This is a genomic window from Pseudomonas idahonensis (genome assembly GCF_037903935.1).
Classification (GTDB): Bacteria; Pseudomonadota; Gammaproteobacteria; order Pseudomonadales; family Pseudomonadaceae; genus Aquipseudomonas; species Aquipseudomonas danubii.
Genome location: NZ_CP149586.1, coordinates 4,815,734 through 4,840,579, shown reverse-complemented (window position 1 = coordinate 4,840,579; position 24,846 = coordinate 4,815,734). Strand labels below are relative to the sequence as shown.

22 protein-coding genes and 1 pseudogene are annotated in these 24,846 nt (G+C 61.6%); 11 read left to right on the top strand and 12 right to left on the bottom strand.

Annotated features, from left to right (window positions below; all coding sequences use genetic code 11):
* Positions 1-49 precede the first annotated feature (49 nt).
* Positions 50-1,000 carry a LysR family transcriptional regulator gene (locus WIN67_RS21625; RefSeq protein ID WP_213665767.1) on the bottom strand — a complete coding sequence of 317 codons (951 nt, stop codon included), beginning with the start codon at positions 998-1,000 and terminating at the stop codon, positions 50-52.
* A 105-nt stretch (positions 1,001-1,105) separates the two neighbouring features.
* Here WIN67_RS21625 and WIN67_RS21620 point away from each other — a divergent pair, with 105 nt between their 5' ends.
* Positions 1,106-1,855, top strand: a complete 750-nt coding sequence (locus tag WIN67_RS21620; RefSeq protein WP_339070036.1) for a sulfite exporter TauE/SafE family protein — start codon at positions 1,106-1,108, stop codon at positions 1,853-1,855.
* On the opposite strand, the gene WIN67_RS21615 is transcribed toward WIN67_RS21620, so the two are convergent.
* Positions 1,845-2,699: a LysR substrate-binding domain-containing protein gene (locus WIN67_RS21615; RefSeq protein ID WP_102880437.1), complete on the bottom strand. Its 855-nt coding sequence runs from the start codon at positions 2,697-2,699 to the stop codon at positions 1,845-1,847. The two genes, WIN67_RS21620 and WIN67_RS21615, sit on opposite strands and share 11 nt — an antisense overlap.
* A 97-nt stretch (positions 2,700-2,796) precedes the next feature.
* On the opposite strand from WIN67_RS21615, the gene WIN67_RS21610 reads away from it, so the two are divergent.
* Together WIN67_RS21610 and WIN67_RS21605 are read left to right on the top strand one after the other, a co-directional pair.
* A complete protein-coding gene (locus tag WIN67_RS21610; protein WP_102861006.1) occupies positions 2,797-3,018 on the top strand; it encodes a DUF1127 domain-containing protein in 222 nt (73 codons plus the stop codon).
* 65 nt (positions 3,019-3,083) lie between these two features.
* On the top strand, positions 3,084-4,298 hold the full coding sequence (locus WIN67_RS21605; RefSeq protein ID WP_110653131.1) for a winged helix-turn-helix domain-containing protein: 1,215 nt from the start codon (positions 3,084-3,086) through the stop codon (positions 4,296-4,298).
* A 67-nt stretch (positions 4,299-4,365) separates the two neighbouring features.
* On the opposite strand, the gene WIN67_RS21600 is transcribed toward WIN67_RS21605, so the two are convergent.
* Positions 4,366-5,712 (bottom strand): class II 3-deoxy-7-phosphoheptulonate synthase, encoded by a 1,347-nt coding sequence (locus WIN67_RS21600; protein ID WP_102860904.1) that lies wholly within the window; start codon positions 5,710-5,712, stop codon positions 4,366-4,368.
* Between the two features lie 160 nt (positions 5,713-5,872).
* On the opposite strand from WIN67_RS21600, the gene WIN67_RS21595 reads away from it, so the two are divergent.
* A complete protein-coding gene (locus WIN67_RS21595) occupies positions 5,873-6,628 on the top strand; it encodes a spermidine synthase (RefSeq protein ID WP_102860905.1) in 756 nt (251 codons plus the stop codon).
* Positions 6,629-6,680: 52 nt separating this feature from the next.
* Here WIN67_RS21595 and WIN67_RS21590 read toward each other — a convergent pair whose 3' ends face one another.
* Both WIN67_RS21590 and WIN67_RS21585 read right to left on the bottom strand, forming a co-directional pair.
* The gene (locus WIN67_RS21590) at positions 6,681-7,472 is read right to left on the bottom strand and encodes a crotonase/enoyl-CoA hydratase family protein (RefSeq protein ID WP_102880435.1); all 792 of its coding nucleotides are present in this window, start codon (positions 7,470-7,472) and stop codon (positions 6,681-6,683) included.
* 96 nt (positions 7,473-7,568) lie between these two features.
* On the bottom strand, positions 7,569-7,784 hold the full coding sequence (locus WIN67_RS21585; protein ID WP_162884077.1) for a hypothetical protein: 216 nt from the start codon (positions 7,782-7,784) through the stop codon (positions 7,569-7,571).
* 76 nt (positions 7,785-7,860) lie between these two features.
* On the opposite strand from WIN67_RS21585, the pseudogene WIN67_RS21580 reads away from it, so the two are divergent.
* Positions 7,861-9,568 (top strand): annotated as a pseudogene (locus tag WIN67_RS21580) (DEAD/DEAH box helicase).
* A 138-nt stretch (positions 9,569-9,706) separates the two neighbouring features.
* Here WIN67_RS21580 and WIN67_RS21575 read toward each other — a convergent pair.
* Positions 9,707-10,474, bottom strand: a complete 768-nt coding sequence (locus WIN67_RS21575; protein WP_102880434.1) for a DODA-type extradiol aromatic ring-opening family dioxygenase — start codon at positions 10,472-10,474, stop codon at positions 9,707-9,709.
* A gap of 101 nt (positions 10,475-10,575) precedes the next feature.
* On the opposite strand from WIN67_RS21575, the gene WIN67_RS21570 reads away from it, so the two are divergent.
* On the top strand, positions 10,576-11,241 hold the full coding sequence (locus tag WIN67_RS21570) for a thiopurine S-methyltransferase (RefSeq protein WP_265073550.1): 666 nt from the start codon (positions 10,576-10,578) through the stop codon (positions 11,239-11,241).
* Positions 11,242-11,309: 68 nt separating this feature from the next.
* Here the strand turns inward: WIN67_RS21570 and htpX are convergent, their stop codons facing one another.
* Together htpX and WIN67_RS21560 are read right to left on the bottom strand one after the other, a co-directional pair.
* Complete coding sequence (htpX, locus tag WIN67_RS21565; RefSeq protein ID WP_102880432.1) at positions 11,310-12,197, bottom strand: protease HtpX; 888 nt, start codon at positions 12,195-12,197, stop codon at positions 11,310-11,312.
* Between the two features lie 304 nt (positions 12,198-12,501).
* Positions 12,502-13,713, bottom strand: coding sequence for a pyridoxal phosphate-dependent aminotransferase (locus WIN67_RS21560; protein ID WP_016965070.1), 1,212 nt, complete (start codon positions 13,711-13,713; stop codon positions 12,502-12,504).
* Positions 13,714-13,936: 223 nt separating this feature from the next.
* Between WIN67_RS21560 and msrB the strand changes: the two genes are divergently transcribed.
* The 3 genes from msrB to WIN67_RS21545 all read left to right on the top strand — a co-directional run bounded on the left by msrB (position 13,937) and on the right by WIN67_RS21545 (position 15,376).
* Positions 13,937-14,329 carry a peptide-methionine (R)-S-oxide reductase MsrB gene (msrB, locus tag WIN67_RS21555; protein ID WP_102880431.1) on the top strand — a complete coding sequence of 131 codons (393 nt, stop codon included), beginning with the start codon at positions 13,937-13,939 and terminating at the stop codon, positions 14,327-14,329.
* Between the two features lie 103 nt (positions 14,330-14,432).
* Positions 14,433-14,918 carry a glutathione peroxidase gene (locus WIN67_RS21550; protein ID WP_102880430.1) on the top strand — a complete coding sequence of 162 codons (486 nt, stop codon included), beginning with the start codon at positions 14,433-14,435 and terminating at the stop codon, positions 14,916-14,918.
* A complete protein-coding gene (locus WIN67_RS21545; RefSeq protein WP_102860911.1) occupies positions 14,915-15,376 on the top strand; it encodes a MarR family winged helix-turn-helix transcriptional regulator in 462 nt (153 codons plus the stop codon). The genes WIN67_RS21550 and WIN67_RS21545 overlap by 4 nt, the downstream gene beginning before the upstream one ends.
* Here WIN67_RS21545 and WIN67_RS21540 read toward each other — a convergent pair.
* The gene (locus tag WIN67_RS21540) at positions 15,360-17,681 is read right to left on the bottom strand and encodes a hybrid sensor histidine kinase/response regulator (protein WP_102860912.1); all 2,322 of its coding nucleotides are present in this window, start codon (positions 17,679-17,681) and stop codon (positions 15,360-15,362) included. The two genes, WIN67_RS21545 and WIN67_RS21540, sit on opposite strands and share 17 nt — an antisense overlap.
* Positions 17,682-17,846: 165 nt before the next feature.
* Here WIN67_RS21540 and WIN67_RS21535 point away from each other — a divergent pair, with 165 nt between their 5' ends.
* Both WIN67_RS21535 and WIN67_RS21530 read left to right on the top strand, forming a co-directional pair.
* Entirely contained in the window at positions 17,847-18,737 is an 891-nt protein-coding gene (locus tag WIN67_RS21535) for an ATP-binding protein (RefSeq protein ID WP_213665763.1), read from the top strand.
* On the top strand, positions 18,734-19,216 hold the full coding sequence (locus WIN67_RS21530) for a GAF domain-containing protein (protein ID WP_016965076.1): 483 nt from the start codon (positions 18,734-18,736) through the stop codon (positions 19,214-19,216). The genes WIN67_RS21535 and WIN67_RS21530 overlap by 4 nt, the downstream gene beginning before the upstream one ends.
* Before the next feature lie 6 nt (positions 19,217-19,222).
* Here the strand turns inward: WIN67_RS21530 and WIN67_RS21525 are convergent, their stop codons facing one another.
* The 3 genes from WIN67_RS21525 to WIN67_RS21515 form a co-directional block, all read right to left on the bottom strand.
* A complete protein-coding gene (locus WIN67_RS21525) occupies positions 19,223-22,171 on the bottom strand; it encodes an HD domain-containing phosphohydrolase (protein ID WP_339070035.1) in 2,949 nt (982 codons plus the stop codon).
* 185 nt (positions 22,172-22,356) lie between these two features.
* The gene (locus tag WIN67_RS21520; protein WP_339070034.1) at positions 22,357-24,081 is read right to left on the bottom strand and encodes a response regulator; all 1,725 of its coding nucleotides are present in this window, start codon (positions 24,079-24,081) and stop codon (positions 22,357-22,359) included.
* A 43-nt stretch (positions 24,082-24,124) separates the two neighbouring features.
* On the bottom strand, positions 24,125-24,751 hold the full coding sequence (locus WIN67_RS21515; protein WP_102860916.1) for a response regulator transcription factor: 627 nt from the start codon (positions 24,749-24,751) through the stop codon (positions 24,125-24,127).
* Between the last annotated feature and the right edge of the window lie 95 nt (positions 24,752-24,846).

Genomic DNA, 24,846 nt, shown 5'->3' with positions numbered 1-24,846 from the left:
CTGAATCTAGCGGGCGAGTCTTTAATGCACCAGATAATTTTCTTCGACGTCAGTTCATTGCACTCTGCAGTGCCAGGTCCCATGGCGGAACCGGACTGAAGCGACTTTTCAGGTACTCCAGCAGCAGGCGGCTACGGGCATTGGGATGCTGCTCCATGCGCAAGGCATAGATACCGGCGGTTTCCGGCTTGGGCAGACCGTTATCACAGAACAACGGCACCAGTTCTCCGCGCAACAGGTACTCACTCACCAGCCAGGTGGGCAAGTGAGCAATTCCCAGCCCAGCCAAGGCTCCCGAAAGCAGGGCTTCGGCATTGTTGGCGCTGAGGCGGATGCGTTGTGGGCGATGACTGTGCAGCTGTCCGTCCCGTTCAAAGCGCCAGGCGAACAAGGGTGCCAGGCCATCCCAGTCGAGGCCGTCGTGCTGGCTGAGCTCAGCGGGTTGAGTCGGGGTGCCACGGCTCTTCAGGTAGGACGGACTGGCGCAGGCAATGCGTACGATGCTGGCCAGGGAGGTGGCCACCATCCGGGTATCCACCTGTTGCCCGGCCCGCAGTACCAGGTCCACTTTGCCCAGGTGCGAGCCCTGCATGTCGACGAAGCTGTCGATCAGGTGCAGTTGTACATCCAGGCCGGGATAGAGCACCAGGAAGTCGGCGATCGCCGGTGCCAGATGACGGCGGCCGAAGGCGGCCGGGGCATCGATGCGGATCAGGCCTTCCGGCGCATGGCTCAGAGACACCGCCTCGGCCCGGGCCAGTTGCAGTTCAGCGACAATGCGCCGGGCCCGTTCGGCGAAGGCCAGGCCAGCGGCTGTGGCGACCACGGCATGGGTGGTGCGCATGAACAACGTGGTGCCCACGGCACTTTCCAGGCTGTCGATACGCCGGGCCACGGCGGAGGGCGTCAGTGGATAGCGGCGAGCCGCGGCGGAAAAACTGCCGGCTTCCAGCACATCGAGAAACAGCCCCAGTTGTTCGGTGAGAGTGTTGGGATTCATGGTCAGAGCGCTTATGCGAAAACGGCACAGCCATTGTGCGTTGCTGTGCGTTTCCGTGCCAGGGCCGACTGCGTAGCATGCAGCTCTCAGGTGAGGAGAGCGGCTGTGATCGAGTTAGTGATGTATCTGCTGTTGGGCGCGGCCCTGGGCACTGTGGGTGGTTTGTTCGGTATCGGCGGCGGCTTGATCGCGATTCCCGTGCTGGGGGTGTTGTTCGGCCTGGATCAGCAGATTGCCCAGGGCACTGCACTGGTGATGGTGGTGCCCAATGTGATGCTGGCGCTGTGGCGCTATCACCAGCGCAACCGGATTGAATTGCGCCATGCCTTGCCCCTGGCAGTGATGGGCTTTTGTTTCGCCTGGCTCGGCTCGATCTGGGCGGTGGGCATCGACGCGCAGAAGATGCGTATCTGCTTTGTCGTCTTTCTCCTGGTGCTGTCGGCCTATAACCTGCTGCGCATGTTCATGAGCAGCGCGCCGGCCAGCACGCGGATGCGTTATTCCTGGCCTTGGCTGGGGGTTCTGGGCGCCGCTTCCGGGGCCATGGGCGGGTTGTTCGGCGTAGGCGGAGCGGTAGTGGCCACGCCAGTATTGACCAGCGTCTTTGGTACCACCCAGGTGGTGGCACAAGGGCTGTCCCTGGCCCTGGCGTTGCCGAGCACCGGCGTGACCCTGGTGACCTACGGTGTCCATCATCAAGTGGACTGGATGATCGGTCTGCCGTTGGCGGTCGGCGGCCTGTTGAGCATCAGCTGGGGAGTGAAGGTGGCTCATGCTTTGCCCGAGCGCCTGCTGCGGGCGCTGTTCTGCGGTTTCCTGGTGGTGTGCGCGGTGATGCTGGCCTTTAAAGTTTGAAGCCTTCGACAATGTGCTCCGCTAGGCACTCGGTGATGGGGGAGGGCGTATTGAGGTTGCGCAGCAGCATGATGCTCGCCTCCGGCAATTGGGGCAGGCCCTCAGCCTCGCCGAGAATGCGCATGTCCGGTGTGATCAGGCTTTCCAGTTGCGCGGTGATTGCCAGTCCGGCACTGACCACGGCCATCAACGCCGCCAGGCTCGAGCTGTTGTAGGCAATCCGGTAGTCGAGTCCGGCTGCGTCCAGGGCGTTGCAGGCCCAGAGTCTGCAAAAGCAGTCGCTGTTGAACATCGCCAGGGGCAATGGCGATTGCTCGTGGGGATTGAAGCCCTGGGCCACGGCCCAGACGAAGCGCTCCTTGCGCAGCAGTTGGCCGATTTCGCTGCCCGGCTCGCGGGTGACGATGGACAGATCCAGATCCTGGCGTTGCAGCAACTGTTTGCTGGATTCGCAATGCACCTCGATCTGGATCAGCGGGTAGCTTTGGGCAAAGCGCGACAGGATTCCCGGTAGAAAGCGCATCACATAATCATCCGGAGTGCCGATGCGAACCAGGCCCACCATGTGCGGTTCGCGCAAGGTATTGAACACTTCACTGTGCAGTTTCAGGATGCGTCGGGCGTAGCCCAGCAGCACCTGGCCTTCGGCGGTGAGCTTGACCTGGCGCCCGTCGCGCTGGAACAACTGGCGTTGCAGCACATCTTCTTCCAGGCGTTTCATCTGCATGCTCACCGCCGACTGGGTGCGATTGACCCGTTCGCCGGCCCGGGTAAAACCGCCTTCATCGGCGATGGCGACAAAGGTGCGCAGGACTTCGGTGTCGATGCTGGGGAACTGGGACATTCCATCAAATCCTGAGATGAATTACATAAGAAACATTCGTTGGATTGATCTTAATCCTAGGCAGAGACTGGCGTCATCCCCACTGGAGGGCAAGATGATGAAAGGTCAAAAGGGTTATGTGCTGGTCCACAAGCTGTCGTTTCAGGCGCTGTCATTGAGCGGCTTATGGCGCAGGGTCATGCGCTGGTATGAGCTTGGGCGTGAGCGCCGGATGCTCGCCGGGCTGAGCGATGAGGCGTTGAAGGACCTGGGTCTGACGCGGGCCGATGTCGAGCATGAGCGGGTCCGCCCGTTCTGGGACGACCCGATGCATAAATAGCGGCAAGAGTGCTACACAAGCCACTTCCCGGTGCGCTAGCGTGCGGGCAGACAAGGAGAACTCCCATGCCCGCACAATGCTCTTTCTCTCTCAAACAGGCTCGACGTCTGGCGCTGGCCGCCCAGGGTTTCGGCGGGCGCCAGCCGTCGGCAACGATCAAGGCCGCACGCCTCAATCAGCAGATAGAACGCCTGGGCCTGTTGCAGATCGATTCGGTCAACGCCTTGGTGCGGGCCCATTACCTGCCGCTGTTTTCCCGCCTGGGCAGTTATCCACAGGCGTTGCTCGATCAGGCCGCCTGGAGTCAGGGCCGGCAACGCACGTTGTTTGAATACTGGGGGCATGAGGCGTCGTTGCTACCCATGTCCATGTACCCGCTGATGCGCTGGCGGATGCAGCGGGCAAAACAAGGGCAGGGTATCTACTCCCAGTTGACGCGCTTTGGTCAGGAGCGCCAGGCCACTGTCCGTCGGGTAATGGCCGCAGTTGAAGAGCAGGGCGCGCTAGGCGCCGGCAGCCTGTCCAGCCGTGAGGAGCGTGCCGGGCCCTGGTGGGATTGGAGTGAAGAAAAGCATGCGTTGGAATGGCTGTTCGCGGCCGGTGAGGTAACGGTGGCGGGGCGCCGCGGCTTCGAGCGCCTGTACGATTTGCCGGAGCGGGTGATCGCGCCGCAGATCCTTCGGCAACCGCTGCTGGATGAGGCTCAGGCCCAGCGTCGCCTGATGCTGCATGGCGCAACCGCTCTGGGTGTGGCCACGGAAAAGGACCTTCGGGATTATTTTCGTCTCGATCCAGGCGACAGCCGTGCACGACTCGCCGAGCTGGTGGAGTCCGGTGAGTTGCTGGCCTGCGAGGTTCAGGGTTGGCGTCAGCCGGCCTATTGCCTGCCGCAGGTCAAGGTGCCGCGCAAGGTCGAGGCCAGTGCGCTGTTGTCACCGTTCGACTCACTGATCTGGGAGCGCAGCCGCACTGAGCGACTGTTCGATTTCCGCTATCGGCTGGAGATCTATACGCCCCGGCACAAGCGGGTCTATGGCTATTACGTGCTGCCGTTCTTGCACAACGAGCGGATCGTCGCTCGGGTCGATTTGCGGGCGGAGCGAGCTCAGGGGCGTTTGGCGGTGCATGGGGTGCATGAAGAGCAGCCCGGTCTGGACGAAGAGGGCATCCGGGCATTGGCCGTGCAATTGCGCAAGATGGCCGATTGGCTGGGGTTGGAGCAGATTCAGCTCAATTGCCAGCGTGATGCTGCGCGACATCTGCGTGAGGTGCTGGAGTGAAGCGCTTCGCGGGCAAGCCCGTTCCTACAGTGGCCTTGCAGGAGCGGGTTTGTCCGCGACAGCGCTTTTAGCGTTTGACCTGCTTCAAAGTCTCGGCAATCAGGAAGGCCAGTTCCAGGGACTGGTCGGCGTTCATCCGCGGATCGCAATGGGTGTGATATCGATCCGATAAGCCGTCTTCGGTAATGGGTCGTGCGCCGCCGATACACTCGGTGACGTTCTGACCGGTCATCTCGATATGGATGCCACCGGCATAGCTGCCTTCGGCCTGGTGCACCTGGAAGAACTCCTTGACCTCGGTGAGGATCTGCGCGAAATCCCGGGTCTTGTAGCCGCTGCTGGCCTTGATGGTGTTGCCGTGCATCGGGTCCGAACTCCAGAGCACCTGCTTGCCTTCGCTTTCTACCGCACGGATCAGTTGCGGCAGATGGTCGCCGACCTTGTGGGCGCCCATGCGCACGATCAGGTTGAGGCGCCCGGGATCGTTGTCCGGGTTGAGGATGTCGATCAAGCGGATCAGCTCCTCGGTGTTCATGCTCGGGCCGACCTTGACCCCGATCGGGTTGTTCACGCCCCGCAGGAACTCGACGTGGGCACCGTCGAGTTGGCGAGTGCGGTCGCCGATCCACAGCATGTGCGCCGAGCAATCGTAATAGTCGTTGGTCAGGCTGTCGCGGCGGACAAAGGCCTCTTCGTAATTGAGCAGCAGCGCTTCGTGGGCGGTGAAGAAGCTGGTCTCGCGCAGTTGCGGCGAGCTGTCCATGCCGCAGGCACGCATGAAGGCCAGGGTTTCATCGATGCGGTCCGCGAGCTGGCTGTATTTCTCGGCCAGAGCCGAGTTGGCGATGAAGTCCAGGTTCCACTTGTGCACCTGGTGCAGGTCGGCAAAGCCGCCCTGGGCGAAGGCCCGCAACAGGTTCAGGGTGGCCGTGGCCTGGTGGTAGGACTGAAGCAGGCGGTCCGGGTCCGGTATCCGGCTTTTTGCATCAAAGCCGATGCCGTTGACGATGTCACCGCGATAGGCCGGCAAGGTCACGCCATTGATGGTTTCGTCGTTGGCCGAGCGCGGCTTGGCGAACTGGCCGGCCATGCGTCCGACCTTGACCACCGGGCAGCCGGCGGCAAAAGTCATGACAATGGCCATCTGCAGCAGCACCTTGAAGGTGTCGCGGATCTTCGCGGCGGAGAACTCAGCGAAGCTTTCGGCACAGTCGCCGCCCTGCAGCAGGAAGGCGCGGCCCTGGGTCACTTCGGCAAACTGGCGGCGCAACTCCCGGGCTTCACCGGCAAACACCAGCGGTGGATAACTGGCCAGGGTTTGCTCGACCTGCAGCAGATGCGCAGCGTCGGGGTACTGGGGTTGTTGCTGGATCGGCAAAGCGCGCCAGCTGTCGGGGCTCCAGGGTTGGCTCATCGCGGACTCGAGTGCGTTACGGTGGGAGGGGCATGTTAGCAGCAAATTAGTGCGTGACCTGCTCCTCTCGCTTGGCCGACAATCGCGCCTTTCCCGCTCGCTGCCGAGCGGTTGGTTTATCGCGCCGGCCCGATTGCGAGCCCCGCGACTAGGAGATGAAATGACTGAGGAGCGCGTCGAGCGTGTGCTCGCCGAGGTTCATGACCAGTTCGGCATGATTCGGGTATTGGAAGTGGCGGACTACCGCTTCCTCGAATTTGGCGACGCCATCGAGCAAAGCTGCGTGTTCACCGCCGACCCCAGCTGGCTGGAGTACGACTACACCCGGGCCATGCTGATCGGTGCCCTGTGTCATGAGGCGCCGGAGAGCGCACTGTTTCTCGGCCTGGGCGCCGGGACCCTGACCCAGGCCTGCCTGAAGTTCCTGCCCCTGGAAGACGTCGAAGCCATCGAACTGCGCCCGGATGTTCCACGCCTGGCCATCGAGTACCTGGGCCTGGACGATGATCCACGTCTTTATATAAGAGTCGGTGACGCCCTGGAGTTGCTGGACAGTGCCGAATCCGCTGACCTGATCTTCGTCGACCTGTACACCGATGTCGGCCCGGGCGTCGGTCATCTGGCCTGGGGCTTCCTGGAAAACTGCCAGAAGCGCCTCAATCCCGGAGGTTGGCTGGTGATCAACCAGTGGGCTACCGATGACGGCAAGCCTCTGGGCGCAGCCTTGTTGCGTGGCCTTTATCACCGCCACTACTGGGAGCTGCCGGTGAAGGAGGGCAATGTGATTCTGATCGTGCCATCCGACCTGGAGCAGGACCTGGATCTGCCGAGCCTGACCGCCCGGGCTGAAGCCCTGGCCCCGCGCCTGGGCTATTCCCTGCAGTCGCTGATCAAGGCCATTCGTCCCGCCACCTGATACTTGCGCAGGAGCCGGTTTATCGGCGAGGACGATCTGCCGGCCTCCTGGATCAGCAACCCTTGAACACCCCCGGTCGCCTCTCGATCATCGCCCGCACGCCTTCCTTGGCGTCCTCACTGTTCATCAGTTTGTGTATCAGCGGTGGCAAGCCCTGAGCGGCCAGCGTCTCGCCTTCTAGCCTGGCCTGGCGCGCCGACATCAGCGTCGCCTGCACCCCCAGCGGCGCCTGTCGGGCAATCCGCTCGGCCAGTTCAATGGCCCGTGGCAGCAGGTCCTCACTGGCCATCACTTCCTGGACCAGCCCCAGGCGCAGGGCTTCATGGGCATCGAACTCGTCACCGGTCAGTAACCAGCGCATGGCATTGCCCCAGCCGGCCAGTTGATGCAGGCGCAGGGTTGCGCCGCCGAAGGGAAAGATGCCGCGCTGCACTTCCATCTGGGCAAAGCGCGTATTGCTGGCGCAGAGGTTGATGTCCGCCGCCAGCATCAGCTCGATGCCGATGGTCAGGCAGTAACCCTGTACGGCGACTATCACGGGCTTGCTTACCCGTGGTCCGGCGAACACGCCCCAGGGGTCGCAGCCGCCGGGCGGTGCCTGCCAGCCCTGAGCCAGGGCAGCGCCGACATTGGCCAGGTCCAGCCCTGCGGTAAAGTGTTCGCCGTGGCCGAACACCACGGCGATCCGCGCTTGGCTGCTGGCTTCGAACTCGCCATAGGCCAGGCTCAGCTGGTTGAGCAGCTCCAGATCGAAGGCATTGCGCTTGGCGACCCGGTCCAGGCCGATCAGGAATAGATGACCGCGCAGTTCGCGGCTGACACGGCTGGCACTGGGCTGATTCATGAGCGCGATCCTCAAGGGGGGGAGGAGGGAATGGGCAAGACGGTTTTCAAGCACCAGGGTGAATCGTTTTAGCGGTGGCGACCAACAACGGCGGGCTCAAGCAAAATAGCGCGCCCTTCGAGTCTGCGCAAAGCCCGTGACCATCGGGCGTTCAGCGGATTTTTCCGATAAAAAAAACTCCCTTTTTTGAGTAATTCCGGTATAGTGCGCGCCGGCCTTTAGCCGGGCCACGTTTAGGTAATGCAATTCCCCGAAGTCAGCTTCGGCTGCTTGTCCGCTGCGCGGACTATCCTTGACGATCCATTCATCCAATCGTTTTCGCAAATCCCCGCCGACAAAGCTGCCAGGGTGACTCTTGAGTCTTACACGGCATGCGCAGCTTTGGAGCATGGGTCTTTGCGGATGCACTTAGAGGCAGACCCATGACCCAGGAAATCGGCGGCTTCGCCGCTCTTGAACTTCATCCCAATATTGTCGCTGCAGTAGTCGCTACCGGCTATGAAGAGCCTTCGGCTATTCAGCAGCAGTCGATCCCGATCATCCTTGCCGGTCACGATATGATTGGCCAGGCGCAAACCGGTACCGGTAAAACCGCTGCCTTTGCCCTGCCTATTCTGCACCGCATTGATCCGTCCAAGCGCGAGCCGCAAGCTCTGATCCTGGCCCCAACCCGTGAGTTGGCGCTGCAAGTTGCAACCGCTTTCGAAACCTACGCCAAGCAAATGCCGGGCGTGACTGTTGTGGCCGTCTACGGCGGTGCGCCGATGGGCCCACAACTGAAAGCAATCCGTAATGGCGCACAGATCGTTGTCGCCACTCCGGGCCGTCTGTGCGACCACCTGCGTCGCGACGAAAAAGTGTTGGCCACCGTGAACCACCTGGTTCTCGACGAAGCCGACGAAATGCTCAAGCTGGGCTTCATGGATGACCTGGAAGTCATCTTCAAGGCCATGCCTGAGTCCCGCCAGACCGTACTGTTCTCGGCCACTCTGCCGCAGTCGATCCGGGCCATTGCCGAGCGTCACCTGAAGGACCCGAAGCACGTCAAGATCCAGAGCAAGACCCAGACCGTCACCGCGATCGAGCAGGCTCACCTGCTGGTTCACGCTGACCAGAAGACCTCTGCTGTTCTGAGCCTGCTGGAAGTTGAAGATTTCGACGCCCTGATCATGTTCGTGCGCACCAAGCAAGCGACCCTGGACCTGGCCAGTGCCCTGGAAGCCAAAGGCTACAAAGCCGCTGCGCTGAACGGTGACATCGCCCAGAACCAGCGTGAGCGCGTGATCGACTCCCTCAAGGATGGCCGTCTGGACATCGTTGTGGCCACCGACGTCGCCGCTCGTGGTCTGGACGTACCGCGTATCACCCACGTATTCAACGTGGATATGCCGTACGACCCGGAATCCTACGTGCACCGTATCGGCCGTACCGGCCGTGCCGGTCGCGAAGGCCGCGCGCTGCTGCTGGTGACTCCGCGTGAGCGCCGCATGCTGCAAGTGATCGAGCGTGTGACCGGGCAGAAGGTTGCCGAAGTTCGCCTGCCGGACGCCCAAGCTGTTCTTGATGCGCGCATCAAGAAGCTGACCAACAGCCTGTCGCCGCTGGTAGCTGATGCTGAAGCCACCCACGGTGAGCTGCTGGATCGCCTGACTGCCGATATCGGTTGCAGCCCGCGCGCCCTGGCCGCGGCCCTGCTGCGCAAGGCCACCAACGGTCAAGCGCTGAACCTGGCAGCCATCGAGAAAGAGCGTCCACTGGTGCCCAACAGCGCGCCACGTGGCGATCGTCCTGAGCGTTCCGGCGATCGTCCTGATCGTGGTGACCGTGAGCGTCGCGCGCCAATGCCTCTGGGCGAAGGCCGTGCTCGCTGCCGTACCGCGCTGGGTGCCCGTGACGGTATCGCTGCCAAGAACCTCTTGGGCGCGATCCTCAACGAAGGCGGCCTGGCCCGTGAAGCCATCGGTCGCATCCAGGTGCGTGACAGCTTCAGTCTGGTCGAGCTGCCGGAAGACGGTCTCGACCGTCTGCTGACCAAGCTCAAGGACACTCGCGTTGCCGGCAAGCAGCTGAAGCTGCGTCGCTACCGCGAAGATTGATCCGCCCTCGGGCTGATTGATCAGGCATAAAAAATCCCCGACTGGTTCGGGGATTTTTTTTGCCTGGAGTTTGGGTCGGGACTGTTCGCCGGCAAGCCGGTTCCTGCGGGGTTGTGTAGCAGTCTTGCCGTTGAGGCGTCAGCCAAAGCGGTAGATGTCCATGCCCAGGGCGCCCAGGGTGAAGCCCTGGTGGGCCACGCTGAATTCGCCACCGGCGCCTCGGGCGAAGTACAGCGGTAGCAGGTGTTCATCGCTGGGATGGCTGCGCACGGCATTCGGTGCTTGCTGCCGATAGTCATGCAGGGCTGCTTCGTCGTCGGCCGCCAGTTTTTCGATCATCCAGTCACGAAAGGCCTTGGCCCAGGGCTCGACGCTTTCCGGCCCGGCGTGCCAGTCCAGTTCCCGCAGGTTGTGGGTAATGCTGCCGGAACCGATCAGCAGCACGCCTTGTTTCCTCAGGTTCGCCAAGGCATGACCGATGCGGGTCTGCAGGGCGGGGCCCTGGTGACTGGGCAGTGACAACTGGATCACCGGGATGTCTGCTTGTGGATACATCAGCGACAGTGGCACCCAGGCGCCGTGGTCGAAAGGCCGCTGGTTGTCCAACTGCGCCGGCAGGCCGTCGGCCTTGAGCAACTCCACCACTTGCGCTGCCAGTTCAGGATCGCCGGGAGCCGGGTATTGCACGGCAAACAGTGCGGCAGGAAAGCCGCCGAAGTCATGCCAGGTTTCCGGATGAGGGTGGGAGCTGACCCGCAGATCCTGGCTTTCCCAATGGGCTGAAACCACCAGGATCGCCTTGGGGCGTGGCAGCTGTGCCGCCAGGTTGGCCAGGGCAGGACCGCTGGCACCGGGCTCCAGGGCCAGCATGGGAGAACCGTGGGAGATAAACAGGCTGGGGAGCATGAGAAGGTCCTGAAGGTTAAGATGCGCCATCTTCAATCAGATCATTGATCTAAATCTAATATAAGTTTTAGGGCTATTTGATCGAATTTTAAGGGCTTCTCATGCACGCGGACTTTTGGCAAAAACGCTGGGAGCAGGATCAGATCGGTTTTCACCTGGCAGAGGTCAACCCCTACCTGCAACGGTACTGGCCGGGTTTGGGCTTACCCACGGACGCGCGGGTGCTAGTGCCTCTGTGCGGCAAGAGCCTGGACCTGATCTGGCTTGCCAACCAGGGTTTTCAGGTTCTGGGCATCGAGTTGGCGGAGAAGGCCGTTGAAGGCTTCTTTCGCGAGCACAATCTAGAACCGCAGCTCAGCCAGCGAGGTGGCTTCAAGGTCTATGCCCATGGTCCGATCCAGCTCTGGTGCGGTGACTTCTTTGCCCTGACTGTCGAGGACGTTGCGGGTTGTACTGCACTGTACGACCGTGCCGCGATGATCGCCTTGCCCCCCGAAATGCGTCAGCGCTACGCCGCGCACCTCAATAGTCTGTTGCCCGCGGGCAGTAAGGGACTGTTGATTGCCATGGATTACGATCAGTCTCAGCTGGACGGTCCGCCATTTGCGGTGCTCGACGATGAAGTCCGTGAGCGACTGGGGAGTGCCTGGCAGCTGGAGGTAGAGGTTGAGCGTGACATTCTGGGGGAGAGCTGGAAGTTTCTCCAGAATGGAGTCACGCGGCTGGTGGAGCGAGTCTATCGTCTGGAAAAGCAGGGCGGACGCTGACAGGTGTTTTCCCGCAGCATGCAAAAGGGCGACTTGCGTCGCCCTTTTGGGTGTTTCCGGTTGGCTGATCAGCCGCGACGACGCAGGGCGTCGATACGCTCTTCCAGCGGCGGGTGGCTCATGAACATGCGAGCCAGACCCTGTTTGATGCCGCCATTGATGCCGAAGGCGTTCAGGGTGTCGGGCATATGCACCGGCAGGCCCTGTTCCGAACGCAGGCGCTGCAGGGCACCGATCATGGCGTTGGTGCCGGCCAGGCGGGCACCGGCTTCGTCGGCACGGTATTCACGCTTGCGCGAGAACCACATGACGATGGCGCTGGCGAGAAAGCCCAGGACCAGCTCGGCGAAGATGGTCGCCACGTAGTAGGCAACGCCCTGGCCTTCTTCGTTCTTGAAGATCACCTTGTCGACGAAGTTGCCGATGATCCGCGCGAAGAACATCACGAAGGTGTTCACCACGCCCTGGATCAGCGCCAGGGTCACCATGTCGCCGTTGGCAACGTGACCGATCTCGTGGGCCAGTACGGCTTTCACTTCATCGGGCGAGAAGCGCTCCAGCAGGCCCTGGCTGACCGCCACCAGAGCGTCGTTCTTGTTCCAGCCGGTGGCGAAGGCGTTGGCCTCGTAGGCCGGGAAAATACCCACTTCGGGCATCTTGATCCCGGCTTCGCGGGACAGTTGCTCAACGGTTTGCAACAACCATTGCTCATGGCGGGTGCGCGGTTGAGTGATGATCTGCGTGCTGGTGCTCATCTTCGCCATCCACTTGGAGATGAACAGCGAGAACAGCGAACCGGCAAAACCAAAGACGGCACAGAAAATCAGCAGCTGATTGAGGTTGAGATCAACCCCATTGGCCGCCATGAACCCGTTGAAGCCGAAAAGGCTCAGGGTGATGCTGGCAATCAGCACGACCGCAAGGTTAGTGGCCAAAAACAGCAGGATTCGCATCATGGTTGTAGAAATCTCCTCAAGCTAAAGATGTAGCGTACTGCGGGGTATATAAGGTGCGGCAACGGCCTATTCAATACGGCTTCTATTTCAAACTGTGTCGTCTAGCCCCGGGGTTAGACGCTTGCATGGACGCGGCGCGGGCGATTGTCGGATGGGGCAATCAACCGGCTGCGGTGCAGGATTTGTGACAATGGGCCGGACGGAAAGTGCAAGCTTATAGAAGGGGCGTGGTGCAGGGCAGCGAAGATGTGTTGCTGAATTAATCGCAGTGCGACCGGGTAAGGATCGCACTGCGTGATTCGGATTACTGGCGGTAGGACTTGAGGAAACTTCCGATCCGCCCAATGGCCTGTTCCAGGTCATCGACCCGCGGCAGGGTGACCACGCGGAAGTGATCCGGCCAAGGCCAGTTGAAGGCGGTGCCCTGGACCACTAGGAGTTTTTCCGAAAGCAGCAGGTCGAGAACGAACTTCTCATCGTTATGGATCGGGCAGACTTTCGGGTCGATCCGGGGGAAGGCATACAGCGCGCCCATGGGTTTCACGCAGCTGACCCCGGGAATGTCGTTGAGCAGCTCCCAGGTACGGTTGCGCTGTTCCAGCAGGCGGCCGGGCGGCAGTACCAGGTCATTGATGCTCTGGTAGCCGCCCAGGGCGGTCTGGATCGCGTGCTGGCTGGGCACGTTGGCGCACAGGCGCATGTTGGCCAGCATGTCGATGCCTTCGATATAGCTCAGGGCATGCTGCTTGGGACCGGAAATGGCTACCCAGCCGGAACGGAAGCCCGCCACCCGATAGGACTTGGACAGGCCGTTGAAGGTCAGGCACAGCAGGTCTGGCGCCAGGGAAGCGGTGCAGATGTGCACGGCGTCATCGTAGAGGATCTTGTCGTAGATCTCGTCCGAGAACACCACCAGGTTGTGCTGGCGAGCCAGCTCCAGCATGCCCAGCAGCACCTCCTTGGGGTACACGGCGCCGGTGGGGTTGTTCGGGTTGATGATCACCAGTGCCTTGGTGTTCGGGGTGATCTTGGCCTTGATGTCGGCCAGGTCCGGCCACCAGTTGGCCTGCTCGTCGCACAGGTAGTGCACCGGGTTACCGCCGGCCAGGCTCACCGCGGCGGTCCACAGCGGGTAGTCCGGCGCCGGTACCAGCACTTCGTCGCCATTGTTGAGCAGGGCCTGCATGGCCATCACGATCAGTTCGGAAACACCGTTGCCCAGGTAGATGTCTTCAATGCCGATGCCTTCCACCTGCTTCTGCTGGTAGTACTGCATCACCGCCTTGCGCGCACTGAACAGGCCCTTGGAATCGCTGTAGCCCTGGGCGGTGGGCAGGTTGCGGATCACGTCCTGGAGAATCTCGTCCGGCGCCTCGAAACCAAAGGGCGCCGGGTTGCCGATGTTCAGCTTGAGGATGCGATGGCCTTCCTCTTCCAGACGCTTGGCGTGCTTGAGCACTGGGCCGCGAATGTCATAACAGACGTTGGCGAGCTTGTTCGATTTGCTGACCTGCATGGCGATGTGTTCCCGAAAATGAACGATCCAGGCGGAGGATGAACTACCGTACTGGGAATCCTGCCGTGTCACACCGGCCTGTAGCCCGCACCGGCGTGGCAAAATCCGTTTGAATGGGTGTAACGCGGCTGCCAGACTGGCGTCTGACGAGGCGCAATCATACGTGCCGCCCGATCCGTGGAAAAGACACAGATCGGGCTTTTTCCGTTGCAGAGGAAGGACCATGGAAAAGCTGGAAAAAACCCTGGAAGAGTGGCGGGCGATGCTCGATCCGGAGCAGTACAACGTCTGCCGGCTCAAAGGCACCGAACGGCCCTTCTCGGGCAAGTACAACGGCACCAAGACCGATGGGGTCTATCATTGCATCTGCTGCAATGAACCGTTGTTCGACTCCAAGGCCAAATTCGACTCGGGGTGCGGCTGGCCGAGTTTCTTTGAACCCATCGCCGACAGTGCCATGGTCGAGATTCGTGACGTGAGCCACGGCATGATCCGGACCGAAGTGGTCTGTGCCAAATGCGATGCCCACTTGGGCCATGTTTTCCCGGACGGTCCGCCGCCCACCGGCTTGCGTTATTGCATCAATTCGGTTTGCCTGGATCTGGTTCCGCGCTAAGCACCAGGGCGATTCTTTGGAGTCGCCCTTTGTTCAATTAAATTGCGTGCAATTTAATTGATCGCTATTTTTACTGCCTCTTATCTTGAATGGAATTGCTGCCATGACCGATTCGCTGCTGACTATTCCCTGCACCACCATCAAGGGTGAACAGAAGACCCTGGCGGACTTCTCCGGCAAGGCCGTGCTGGTGGTCAACACCGCCAGCAAATGTGGCTTCACGCCCCAGTACAAGGGACTGGAGGAGTTGTGGCAGACCTACAAGGACCAGGGCCTGGTGGTACTGGGGTTTCCGTGCAACCAGTTCGGCAAGCAGGAGCCGGGTGACGAAGGGGCGATTTCCGAGTTCTGCGAGCTGAACTACGGCGTCAGCTTCCCACTGTTCAAGAAGATCGAAGTCAATGGCGCCGCCGCTCACCCGCTGTTCGTCCAGTTGAAGAAGCGTGCGCCTGGGGTCCTGGGTTCCCAGGGCATCAAATGGAATTTCACCAAGTTCCTGATTGGCCAGGACGGCAAGCTGGTCAAGCGTTTCGCACCGACGACCAAGCCCCAGGACCTCGGCCGCGAGATTGAAGCCCTGCTCAAATGAACGACCTGTCGGCGGATTCACTGAAACTCGATTCCCAGCTGTGTTTCAAGCTATACGCTGCCTCGCGGGCGGTGGTTCGTGGCTACAAGCCGATGCTCGACCGCCTGGGCCTGACCTATCCGCAGTACCTGGTGATGCTGGTGCTGTGGGAGTGGCAGGCGGTGCCTGTGCCGCAGCCGACGGTGAAGGCGCTGGGGGAGCGTCTGTCCCTGGATTCCGGCACCCTGACCCCATTGCTCAAGCGTCTTGAACAGCTGCAACTGGTGCAGCGCCAACGCTCAGGACGTGATGAGCGGGAAGTGCACCTGAGCTTGAGTGAAACGGGTCTGGCGCTGCGCGATCAGGTGCCGCCACTCAAGGCGGCGCTATTGTGCGAGAGCGGCGTTGACCTCAACAGCCTGGACCAGTTGCGCGACGGCCTCGATCACCTGCTGCAGCAGATCAGAGCCTTGTCGTAGTGGGCACCCACAGATCCAGCAGGGCGATCAGTTCCTCGCGGCGAAATGGCTTGGCTAGGTAGTCGCTCATGCCCGCCGCTCGGCAGCGTTCGCGCTCCTCGGGCATGGCGTTGGCGGTCAGGGCAATGATCGGCAAGTCCGGCCAGCGCCCACTGCGGCGGATCTGTCGGCTGGCTTCATAACCGTCCATGACCGGCATGTTGCAGTCCATCAGCACCAGGTCGAAGCGGTTGTGCTCCAGCTGGTTGAGGGCCTCGGCGCCATGGACGGCCACGGTCACGGCACACCCGAGCTTGCTGAGCATGCCTTTGGCCACCAGTTGATTCACCGGGTTGTCTTCCACCAGCAGAATGTCTGCCCGGCGGATCTGCGCCGGCATTTCCAGCTGGGCGTCATTGAGGGTAATGGTTTCCGCCAGCAACGAGCGGCGCAGGGTCTGATACAAGGCATTGCGCGCCAGGGGGCGAGCCTGTTGCTGCAGCGGCGCCAGGGCGCTGGCCTCTTCGCTGGGCAGGAAGCTGCCATAGGCGGTCACCAGCAGGATCGGCGCGGTAATGGCCGGGCGCAGGCCGAACAGGCATTCCGGGCAATCCGTGATCAGCAGGTCGGGGTCACGCCCGGCCAGCGAGTCCTCGATGTCGTAACGCTGGTAGTCGAGCCCCCAGGTCGGCAGCAGGGAACCCAGCAGTTCAGCCAGGCCGCTGCCGGCGTCGGTGATGGCGATGATCTTGCCGGACAGCGCCGGCGGCGCAATGGCCGGGGTGTGGCAGGGCAGCGGCAGATCGGCGCAGAACTGACTGCCGAAGCCCACTTCCGAGCTGATGCTCAAGCGCCCGTTCATGGCCTCGCAGAGGTTGTAGGTCAGGGCCAGTCCCAACCCCGTGCCGCCGTATTGGCGGGTTATACCGGCGCCCGCCTGGGTGTAGGGCTGGAAGATCCGCACCTGGGCTTCCTGGGCGATGCCGATCCCGGTGTCGCAGATTTCGATACGCACCCCGTCGCCCTGGGTGCTCAGGCGCACATCGACGCGGCCGAAGCGGGTGAACTTGAGGGCATTGGACAGCAGGTTGCTGACGATCTGTCGTACCCGCATCGGGTCCCCCAGCACCAGGGCCGGAAAGTCCGGGGCGATCAGGCAGGCCAGTTCCACGCTGGCTGCCGCGTTCTGCGATAACAGGTTGGCGGTGTCTTCCACCAGCACCCCGAGGTCGAAGGGGATGCGCTCCAGCTCCAACTGCCCGGCGTCGAACTTGGACATGTCGAGAATATCGTTGAGCAGCTCCACCAGGACTTTGCCGGAGTCGTGGGCGATAGACAGTTGCTGGCGCTGTTCGGGGGTCAGCGGGCTGTCCAGGGACAGGGCGATCATCCCCAGCAGGCCGTTGAGCGGGGTGCGGATCTCGTGGCTCATGTTGGCCAGGAATGCGGCGCGGGCCTGGGCCATGTCCAGGGCAGTGCGCCGGGCGATCTCCAGCTCCTCGTTGGACTGGCTGAGCCGGGCGTTGCTGGCCTTGAGCTCGGTGGTGCGTGCCGAGACCATGTTTTCCAGCTGCCCGAGGTATTCGGTCAGGCGGTTCTCGGCATTGCGTCGTTGCTGGATCTCGGTGGCCATGATCTCGAATTGCTGGTTGGCCACCTTGACCAATACCCCGACTTCATCGTTCTCGTGGCCATGGGGAAACTCCAGTTTGGTCTGTTGCGGGCTGCGCGGGTCACGGCTGCTGAGCTCGCGGATCACCCCCACCAGAGGCTTGGTCAGCATCACGTAGAACAGTGCCAGGAGAATCCCGGTGAGGATCAGGCTACGGGCGAAGCCGTTGATCAGGGTGACCTCGGCGCGGCGCAGGAAGCGGCTGCCGAAGGCATAGGTGTCGACGTCCAGATGCAGGGTGCCGAGGGACTCCTCGGGCAGGTGGCTGAGGTACAGGCGATTTTCGAACTGCCGGTCGGCACCGAACAGGAAGTCGCTGAGGGCCCGGTAGGGGCTCTGTTGCGCGGGCCGTTCGACGTTGGCCAGCAGGGTATTGTTGTTGTCGATGAGCTGCGCACGAATGATCGCCGGGGAACGCAGCAGACCCAGGGTCAGTTCCTGGGCCAGTTCGGAGTCGATGTTGTAGGCAATGCGTGAGGCCGGGTTGTGACTGATTTCCAGCAGTGACTGAATTTCACGATTGATGGAGGCATCTTCGCTGGCATAATCGATGCCGATTTGCAGCAGACTGAGCGCGGTCCCCAGAATGAAACCCACCAGCACGGTGAGCCGGGCCTGTTTATAGGACAGGCGATTGGTGAACTTGATATCCATGGGGGGCTGAACCACTTTCGTTTCCCTTCGCTGCGCAAGCATAGCTGATCATCTTTGGTTGCCGGCCTGGCCTGGCAGCAGCTGATAAGGCAATAGACCCTTTGATCAGGACGGCGTTTGGTCTGTGTGACGCATCATTACCTTGAACGTGCCTGAGGAAAAGTCGTGGATGCCCGATTGAATGCATTTCTTGAACGTGCCGATGCCGTCCTGGCCCGAATCGAACCGCTGTTACCTGCCTTGCGTCAGAGCATCGACTGGAATCACTGCCTGGCAGCCCGCTGGCAGCGTGAAGGCCGCAGTGGCTTCCTGCTGCCCCTGGAAGTCAGCCTGGATATGCGCCTGAGCGATCTGATCGGGGTCGACAAGCAGCGCGAGCAGTTGGCGCGCAATACCCAGCAGTTTCTTGACGGCCTGCCGGCCAACCATGCCTTGCTCTGGGGCTCGCGTGGCACCGGTAAATCCTCCCTGGTGCGAGCCTTGTTGGCCGAGCACGCCAAGGGCGGCCTGCGGTTGATCGAGATCGAGCGTGATCACCTGGCGGACTTGCCACGGGTGGTGGAGCAACTGGTCAAGCTGCCCCAGCGTTTCGTGCTGTTCTGCGACGACCTGTCGTTCGAGGCCGGCGAGGGCGACTACCGGGTGCTCAAGAGCGTACTCGACGGTTCCCTGGAGCAGGCTCCGGAAAACGTGCTGTTGTACGCCACTTCGAACCGCCGGCACCTGGTGCCGGAAAAGGAAAGTGACAACGAGAACTGGAAGCGGGTTGACGGCGAACTGCACCCCAGCGAAGCGGTGGAAGACAAGATCGCCCTGTCGGACCGCTTTGGCCTGTGGCTCTCGTTCTATCCCTTCACTCAGGAACACTTTCTCAATGTGGTGGAACACTGGATCGGCGAACTGGCGCGCAAGGCCGGCTTGAGCTGGCAGCGCACTGAAGAGCTGGACATTCTGGCGGTACGCTGGGCCACGGGCCGTGGCAACCGCAACGGCCGATGTGCCTATCAATTTGCCCGCTATTGGGTGGGCTTGCAGTTGTTGGAGCAAAAAGCATGATCGATTTACAAAGTGCCGGCCAAGGCCTGGATGGCTATGGGCTGCTGTGTGCCCAGCTGGAGTCGCTGCTGGCCGATGAGCGTGACTTCATCGCCAATGCCGCGCAGTTCTCGGCGTTCCTGTTCAGCCAGCTCGATGACCTGAACTGGGCCGGCTTCTACCTCAATCGCAACCAGGAATTGGTGCTCGGCCCGTTCCAGGGCCAGATCGCCTGCGTGCGGATACCCTTCGGTCGTGGCGTTTGCGGCACTGCCGCGGCCACCCTGCAGACTCAACGGGTAGAGGATGTGCATGCCTTTGCCGGACACATCGCCTGTGACAGCGCGTCCAACAGCGAGCTGGTGGTGCCTCTGGTCAAGGACGGCCGGTTGATCGGCGTGCTCGACCTGGACAGCCCGAAACTGGCCCGCTTCAGCCCGGCGGACCAGGCCGGGATCGAACAACTGGCGGCGATCTTCCTGCGCCTGAGTGACTGCTGACCGCCATCAGGCGGTCAACCCTGCCTTTTTCAACAGAGCGTCACGATCCACGGCATCGATCTGCTGTGGCACCAGGAAGCGCTCGGCGTAGCGCTGATAGATCTGCTCCTGAAGAAACAGCTCGAACAATTCGGGATCGATGTGGGCGTCGCGGCACATCATGGCCATGATGTTCAGCGCTTCGCTGAGGGTCTTGCCCTTCTTGTAGGGGCGGTCTGCCGCGGTCAGTGCCTCGAAGATATCGGCAATCGCCATCATCCGCGCCGGCAGGCTCATCTGTTCACGCTTGAGCTGTTTGGGGTAGCCGCTGCCGTCCATTTTCTCGTGATGGCCGCCGGCGATCTCCGCCACGTTCTGCAAGTGGCTGGGAAAGGGCAGGTGGTTGAGCATGATGATGGTCTGCACGATGTGGTGATTGATCACATAGCGCTCCTCGGCGGTCAGCGTGCCTCGGGGGATGCTCAGGTTGTACAGCTCGCCACGGTTGTACTTGTGGGCCGGTACCTGGAGCTTGAAGCCCCAGGGATTGTCCGCGGTCATGATCTCCACGGCGCTGCGTTCCAGCAGGTGTTCCGGCTTGTCCGCCAGCAGATGCTCCTGCACCGGCAGGCTGGGCGCCGGGGTGCGGTTCTGACGCTGCAGCTCTTCCCAGGAAACCCCCAGGCGATCGTCCAGGGTCCGGCTCCAGGTGCGCTGGGCGATGATCTGCAGGCGCTGCTGGTCGGCCTCGGCCATGAACTCGGCCCCCAGATTGCAATGCGCGACAAAAGCGAAATCCTCGTCCAGGGCCCGCAGGCGCTCGTCGCGCTCGGCGGCCTGGGCGGTGGCCTCGGCCCCTTCGGCCACGGCCCGCCAGTAGTCGATCCAGGCATCGCGCTTGAGCACTTCGAAGCGGGTGCGGATTTCATGAATCCGGTCATTCAGGGTTTCCAGCTTGGTGGCTTTGTCCACCACGTATTCCGGGGTCGTGACCTTACCGCAGTCATGCAGCCAGGCGGCAATATGCAAGGCTTCCCACTCGTCGTCGCTGGGTTGATAGGCGGCGAACCTCGGGTCCTGGCTGGCGGCAGCGGCTTCGGCCAGCATCAGGGTCAGGGCCGGCACGCGCTGGCAGTGGCCGCCGGTGTAGGGACTCTTGGCATCGATGGCCCCGGCCAGCAACTGGATAAAGGCGTCCAGCAGATGCTTTTGCTTGTTCTGCAGGCGCTGGCTCTCAATGCACAGCGCGGCGGTGGCGGACACCGCCTGGATAAAGGCGATACGGTCCGGGCTGAGTTTTTCCAGGTCTGCCTCGGTGCCGCTGTCCACCAGAAACAGTAGGAGCATGCCCACCGTTTCGTTGTGCCGATTGCGCAAGCGGATGCCCACCAGATGGGAGCTGGGACTGTCCAGGGCCAGCAGCACGCTTTGCAGGCTGCCGGCCTGTTCGAAGCCCAGGGTAGTGACCACGTTGTCGTTGTCGGTCAATTGATGCAGCCAGTCCGGGAGCCTCGGGTCCGTCAGGTCTTTGGTGGCGATATCGAAGCGCTGCAGGTCCTGGAGTTGTCCATCGATGATCAGGCCATAGGGTTGCAGGCGCGAACCCTTGCTTTCCGTGAGGTAGATCAGCCCGGCCTGGGCCTGGGCGATCTTCACGGTCTCGAACAGCACCCGTTGCAGCAGGGGATCGAAGCGGGTTTCGGCGGACAGGCTGGCGTTGATCTCGAAAAAACTGGCCAGGGTATCTTTCATCCGGGCCATGGACAGGCTCAGTTGGTCCACCTCCAGCACAGGTGAGCGCCGCGACACCGGGTAGTCGAAATTGAAGCTGCGGATGGCGTCCGCTTCCTGCACCAGAGCGTGTAGTGGCCGCACCAGAATGCGCGAGATCAGCCAGCCCAGGGGCAGGCACAGCAGCAGGGTGGTCAGCGTGATCAAGGCCCCTTGCCAGCGCAGGCGGTAGGCATCGACCAGCAGTTCGTCCTCGGGCACCAGCAATGCCAGTCGCAGTCCGCCGGGCCCGCCTTCGGCGATTTGGCTGCTGGCGACTATCCAGTCGCGTCCCAGGGCCTGCAAGTGACCGTCAACGGTCTGCCCCTGCAACAGGGCGTCGAGCATCGGGTTCAGGTCATTGCCCTTGATCAGGCGCGCGCTGCGCTGTTCCAGCAGCAGCTTGTGGCTGTCGGGGTAGGCCACGACGTTGCCCTGATCATCCAGCAGCGCCACCTCGGTGGCCGGTGTGACCCGGTTCTTGGCCAGGGTCGATGACAGTTGTTCGAGGGTCAGATCGGCACCGATCACTGCCATTCTGCCGCTGCGCCGGGCCAGGGTGGTGCCGACGTTGAGGGTGGAATAAAACACATAGGGCCGGGTGGTGATCTGGTCGGCATCGCCCCGGGCGCTGGAGAACCAGTCACGGGTTCTCGGGTCGTAGCGCTCGTCGGCGTGGTGCCGACGGTCGATCAGGGACAACCCGGCGTCATAGAACAGCGACTGTGAGTGAACCTGGCCGCTGCTGGCATTGCGCTCGATGCTCCAGATTTCGTAGGCGCTGTCCGGCGGGGCATGGCGCTTGTCCTTGATCTCGGCGTTGCGCAGCGGACGCACCATGAAGAAGTCGCCATTGGCATATCCCAGGTACAGTGAGGCCATGTTCGGGTTGTCCTGCAACGACTGGCTGAACGGCTTGAGCAGCGCCAGACGCTGTTCCAGGTTTGAAGCCTGGGCCGCCGGGTTGTCCGCCAGCAGGCTGAGCAGGTGGCGTATGGGGTCATAGGTGGATTTCAGGTCGCTGCGCACATCCTGTTCGATGCGCTGGAAGAGTTTTTCACTGCTGCCCAGGATGATGCGGGTGGTCTGTTGGTAGTTGTAGATGCCCAGCACCACGCCAGTCAGGAGCAGCAGCAGGGTGAACATCACGCTGATATGGATATGGAGAGGAAAGCGGCGTTGTGTAGGTTGTGGCGTGCTCGGCATTCCAATTCTCTCCAAGGGCACATCAGGCATAGCTCAGGAACCAAGCATAGTTAAGGTCGGTATTCTCTGCCTTGGCTTTGCCTGGGGATTGAGGATGTCGTGAAGTCCATGGGCACGGACCCCATAGAGGTGGACTACTGCGCTGAAATACTGGCCTTTTGATATATGCCTGGCAAGAGGCTTGATCATCGGTGATCAGCAAGGTTCCAAGAAGCCTCCGGGGCCACGGCGGGGCAGGTGGCAGCCGGCGTCCGTTGCCGGTGCTGGTCCAGATGCTGCAGCAGGGATTGAGTAAAGCGCAGCAGGGCCCGGTCCAGGGCGTTGCTTGCGGCGCTACAGGCCTCGATCCCGGCATTGTCCTGGCAGACCCGCTCCAGGGCTTCGCAACAGGCCAGCAAAGAGGTAGCGCCGAGCATTTTCGCCGAGCCCTTGATCTTGTGTGCCAAGGCTGCCAGCGCTTGGGAATCGCCGGTCGGAATCAGTCCCAGGGCGAGGCGGTCCTCGCGACAGCACTGCAGGAGCGTCTTGAGCATGCGCAGGGCAAGCAGTGGCTGGTTGCGGGTCAGGGTGCGCAGGGTCGATATGCTGAAACTGTCCGCCCTGGGCAGCGCCTTGAGTGTCTCCAGTGTCTGGCTCAGCAGGTTCAGATCCAGGGGTTTGAGCAGGCAGTCGTGCATGCCGGCATTCATGCAGCGCTGGATCGTCTGGGTATCGTCGCTGGCGCTGCAACCGAGGAGTGTCACCGGCGGCCGTTGCTGCAGCGCTTCATGTCGACGGATGGTCTCGGCCAGTTGATAGCCGTTCATCAAGGGCATGTTGCAATCGACGATCAGCAAGTCGAAATCGCCTTCTTGCCATTGCTCGTAAGCCTGCACTCCATCCACCACGCAGGTGACCCGGTGCCCGAGGTACTCCAGTTGTTCCTGCAGCAGTGTCAGGCTGGCGCGGTGGTCGTCCGCCAGCAGGATGTCCAGAGGCAGGCGGGTGGCCTGGGGTACAGGGGCCGGACTGGCCCGGGCTGCCCCCTCCCGCGCGGCCAGGGGCAACTCCACCCGGACTTCGCTGCCGGGGCCGCGGCGCCCGTGCAGGCTCAGCTTGCCCCCCATCTGCTGGCACAACTGATGGCTGATGGGCAGCCCGAGCCCGGTACTGTCCCGTGGCGACTGGCTGTGCGGGTCAACCTGGGCAAAAGGTTGCAGCAGCCGTTGCCGCTCCTCCCGGGGAATGCCTATGCCGGTGTCCAGCACCTGCAGTAGCAGCTTGTAGTGCCCCTTATGCATCGTAAGTTGCAGTTGCAATCTGACCAGGACCGCACCCTGGTGGGTGAACTTGATTGCATTGCTCAGCAGATTTGCCAGCACCTGCTTGAAACGCAGGGTGTCGATCAGCACCAGGGGTTCTGGCTCAGGGGCCTTGAACTCAAGGCTGAGGTCCAGGTTCTTCTGCCGGGCCAACGCCTGGAACACCCCCATCACCCCATCGACGCTGCCCCGCAGGCTGCTCCAAGTCGGGTTCAGTTGCAGGTGGCCGGATTCAAGCCGGCTGATGTCCAGCAGGTCTCCGAGCAACTCGCGCAAATCCCTGGCGGCGCCCAGGGCCAGTTCCAGGGAGGCGTGGTTTTGTGGATGGTCCCTGGTTCGTTGCAGGATCAGTTCCAGCAGGCCGATGAAGGCGTTCAGCGGAGTACGGATTTCATGGCTCATGCAGCCCAGGAACTGGATTTTGCACCGGTTGGCTTCTTCGGCTTGGCGCTTGCCGGTTTCCAGTGCCGCCACTGACTGTTCCAGCCTCCCGGATTGCTGCCGAAGACTGTGCCTTTGTCGGTAGAGTCGGGCCTGGTTCAGCCATGACGCCAGCAGCAGGACCAGCAGCGTGATAACGCCGGATGGCGAGAGCAGGACCTCGATCATCGCCGCGGCGCTCGACGGGGCCAGGGCAAGAGGAGCTGGCGGTTCATATCAGTTCATTGCGCTTGGCCATGTCCACCAGTTCATTCATGGAGGTGGTGGCGAGTTTTTGCATGATGCGCTTCTTGTAAGTACTGACCGTCTTGTTGCTGAGAAACATGCCCGTGGCAATTTCCTTATTGGTTTGGCCCATTGCAAAAAGCTTCAGAACCATTAACTCCCGATCATTCAGCGAGTTGAATTGTGCCAACTCCAAAGTTTCACCAAGAGCACTTCGATCAACTTGCAGCGCCTGGCTGGGAAAGTAGTTGTAGCCACTGCAGATGGCCTTGATGGCGCTGAGCAATTCACTCAGGTCTTCCTGTTTGCAGACATAGCCGCTGGCCCCGGCGCGCATGCAGCGATTGGCGAACAAGGCCGCCGACTGGGCGGTGAGGACCAGGATTCGCAAGGGCCTGGGCATGTTGCTCAAGCGCTCCAGCAGCTCCAGTCCGTCGAGTTTTGGGATGCAGATATCGAGTATGACCAGGTCCGGTTCGCCTTCACGAACCATTTGCAAGGCATCGACTCCATTATCGGTTTCCCCGAAGACTCTATAACCCTCGTGTTCCAGCAGAATACGAATGGCCATGCGTATGACAGGGTGATCATCAACGATAAGTACTGTGCCCATACTGGTCTCCTACCGATAAATGGAAGTTCGAACAGTAGCCCAGCTGATGGAATGGAAGTAGCTGTGAAAGTGTGGAAAAACCCAATCTAAGACGG